Source organism: Pseudomonas entomophila (assembly GCF_013523165.1).
GTDB lineage: Bacteria > Pseudomonadota > Gammaproteobacteria > Pseudomonadales > Pseudomonadaceae > Aquipseudomonas > Aquipseudomonas entomophila_A.
In genome coordinates this window covers 1-3842 of record NZ_JAAMQI010000050.1, presented here as the reverse complement: position 1 = coordinate 3842, position 3842 = coordinate 1, and the positions used below count along the sequence as shown (strand labels likewise).

The 3842-nt window shown below is 61.4% G+C and carries 1 protein-coding gene; it reads left to right on the top strand.

Annotation, left to right across the window (positions count from 1 at the left end; all coding sequences use genetic code 11):
• A partial coding sequence (locus tag G7Z99_RS19560; RefSeq protein WP_375139174.1) for a beta strand repeat-containing protein occupies nt 1-3842 on the top strand: 3842 nt, incomplete at both ends.

Sequence of the window (3842 nt, the reverse complement as noted above, 5' to 3'; positions counted from 1 at the left end):
CACCATCGTCAAGACCATCACCGGTATCACCGGTGGCAACGTCTTCGAGAAGCTGTCGACCTCCGGCTATGTCACTACCGATGTGACCGACGAGCCGGGCACTCCAGGTAACCCAGGTACGCCGGGCAGTAACAACGGTGGCGACCTCGTCACTGTCGGCATTACCGCTGACCAGCCGAGCGTTGCTGAAAACCAGCCAGCGACCTTTACTGTGACCGTCAACCGTACGCTGGAGCGTGACCTGAATATCACTCTCAGCAACGGCGATACCGTGACTGTGAAAGCGGGCTCGACCACGGCTACCTACACCCTGGCAGCCCAGGGCGACGACGTCTTCAAGGACGGCGAAACCGTGAAGCTAGGCGTGCAGAGCGCAGTCGATGCTGGCGGCAAGGGCTTCGAGAACCTGCAACTGAGCACCACCCCAGCAACGCTGCAGATCACCGACACCATCAACGAAGTCGTTGCGACGCTTACCGCTGACAAGACCACCGTCACCGAAGGCGGTCAGATCACCTACACCGTGACCCTGATCAGCAAGGACGGCCTGCCGGTTACTGGCCACAAAGGCATGACCTTCACGCTGGAAGGTGGCGGCGTCGTCACCATCGAGGCGGGCAAGGCGAGTGGCACCTACGTGCTGACCACCGCCGACGATGTCTATGTCGGTGGCCAGGCGAGCATCATCAAGTCGATCACCGGCATCACTGGCGGCAACGTCTTCGAGAAACTGTCGACTTCGGGCAGCACGTGCACCACGGTCACCGACGAGCCAGGTACGCCGGGCAATCCTGGTAGTACCGGTACGCCGAACGGTGGTGACCTCGTCACAGTTGGCATCACCGCCGACCAGACCAGCGTCACCGAGAACCAGTCAGCGACCTTCACCGTCACCACTAACCGTGTGCTGGAGCGTGACCTCAACGTCACCCTCAGCAACGGCGATACCGTGACTGTGAAAGCGGGCTCGACCACGGCCACTTACACCCTGGCAGCCCAGGGCGACGACGTCTTCAAAGACGGCGAAACCGTGAAGTTGGGTGTTCAGAGCGCAGTCGATGCTGGCGGCAAGGGCTTCGAAAATCTGCAGCTGAGCACCACTCCAGCAACGCTGCAGATCATCGATACCACCAGCGAAGTCGTCGCAACACTGACCGCTGACAAGACCACTGTCACCGAAGGCGGCCAGGTTACCTACACCGTGACCCTGACCAACGCCCAAGGCTTGCCTGTCAGCGGCCACAACGGTCTGAGCTTTACCTTGACCGACGGCACGGTGGTCAAAGTGCCGGCTGGCAGCACCACTGGCACCGCGACCATCGTGGTGAAAGATGATGCCTATGTTGGCGGCCAAGCGGATATCGTCAACAAGCTGGTCTCGGTCAGCGGTGGTGACAACTTCGAGAAGCTGACGCTGGGCGGCGAAACCCGTACCACGACCGTCACTGACGAGCCAGGCACCCCTGGCAATCCAGGCGGTACTGGCACCTCGAATGGCGGCGACCTGGTTACCGTCGGCATTACCGCCGACCAGACCAGCGTCACCGAGAATCAGCCGGCCACCTTCACCGTCACCACTAACCGTGTGCTGGAGCGTGATCTCAACGTCACCCTCAGTAACGGCGATACCGTGACTGTGAAAGCGGGCTCGACTACGGCCACTTACACCCTGGTAGCCCAGGGCGACGACGTCTTCAAGGACGGCGAAACCGTAAATCTGAGTGTGCAGAGCGCAGTCGATGCCGGTGGCAAAGGCTTCGAGAACCTGCAACTGAGCACCACTCCAGCAACGCTGCAGATCACCGATACCACCAGCGAAGTCGTGGCAACACTGACCGCGGACAAGACCACCGTCACCGAAGGCGGCCAGGTCACCTACACCGTGACCCTGACCAACGCCCAAGGTCTGCCAGTGGCTGGCCACAATGGCCTGAGCTTCACTCTGACCGACGGCACCGTGGTCAAAGTCCCGGCCGGCAGCACCACCGGCACCGCGACCATCGTGGTGAAAGATGATGCTTACGTCGGCGGCCAAGCGGACATCGTTAACAAGCTGGTCTCGGTCAGCGGTGGCGATAACTTCGAGAAGCTCACCTTGGGCGGCGAAACCCGCACCACGACCGTCACTGACGAGCCGGGCACCCCTGGTAACCCAGGCGGTACTGGCACTTCAAATGGCGGCGATCTGGTCACCGTTGGCATCACCGCCGACCAGACCAGCGTCACCGAGAACCAGCCGGCGACCTTCACTGTCACCACTAACCGTGTGCTGGAACGTGATCTGAACGTCACCCTCAGCAACGGCGCTACCGTGACTGTGAAAGCCGGCTCGACCACGGCTACCTACACCCTGGCAGCACAAGGCGACGACGTCTTCAAGGACGGCGAAACCGTGAAGCTGGGCGTACAAAGCGCAGTCGATGCCGGCGGCAAGGGCTTCGAGAACCTGCAGCTGAGCACCACCCCAGCAACGCTGCAGATCACCGACACCATCAACGAAGTCGTCGCAACGCTCACCGCTGACAAGACCACCGTCACCGAAGGCGGTCAGATCACCTACACCGTGACCCTGATCAGCAAGGACGGCCTGCCGGTCACTGGCCACAAAGGCATGACCTTCACGCTGGAAGGTGGCGGCGTCGTCACCATCGAGGCTGGCAAGGCGAGCGGCACTTACGTACTGACGACCGCCGATGACGTGTACGTTGGCGGGCAGGGCACTATCGTCAAGTCGATCACCGGCATCACTGGCGGCAATGTCTTCGAGAAACTGTCGACTTCGGGCAGCACGTGCACCACGGTCACCGACGAGCCAGGTACACCAGGTAACCCGGGTGGCACTGGTACACCGAACGGCGGTGATCTGGTGACGGTCGGCATCGCAGCCGATCAGCCATCGGTCACTGAAGACAAGGCGGCTACCTTCACGGTCACGATCAACCGCGCGCTCGAGCGTGACCTCAACGTCACCTTGACCAACGGCGGTGTCGTCACCGTCAAGGCAGGCACGACGACGGCTACCTATACCTTGGCGGCTCAAGGCGACGACGTCTTCAAAGACGGTCAAACCGTTCAGTTGGGCGTGAAGAGCGCTGTGGACGCCGGTGGCAAAGGCTTCGAAAACTTGCAGATCGATACCACCCAGGCATCGCTGCAAATTCTTGATACCACCAACGAGGTCGTGGCGACCCTGACGGCCGACAAGACGACTGTCACCGAAGGCGGCCAGGTCACGTACACCGTGACCCTCAGCAACGCACAAGGGTTGCCGGTCACAGGGCATGGCGGGCTGACTTTCACGCTCAGCGACGGTAGCAAGGTCGTGATCGCCAGCGGCAACGCTAGCGGTAATGTCATCGTGAATGCCAAGGACGACGTCTACACTGGCGGCCAAGCGGACATCGTCAACAAGCTGGTTTCGGTCAGCGGCGGCGACAACTTCGAGAAATTGACACTGGGCGGCGAAACCCGCACCACGACCGTCACTGACGAGCCGGGCACCCCTGGCAACCCAGGCGGTACTGGCACCTCGAATGGCGGCGACCTGGTCACCGTTGGCATCACCGCCGACCAGACCAGCGTCACCGAGAACCAGCCGGCGACCTTTACCGTCACCACTAACCGTGTGCTGGAGCGTGACCTCAACGTCACCCTCAGCAACGGCGCTACCGTGACTGTGAAAGCAGGCTCGACCACGGCCACCTATACCCTGGCAGCCCAGGGCGACGACGTCTTCAAAGACGGCGAAACCGTGAAGTTGGGTGTTCAGAGCGCAGTCGATGCTGGCGGCAAGGGCTTCGAAAATCTGCAGCTGAGCACCACTCCAGCAACGCTGCAGATCA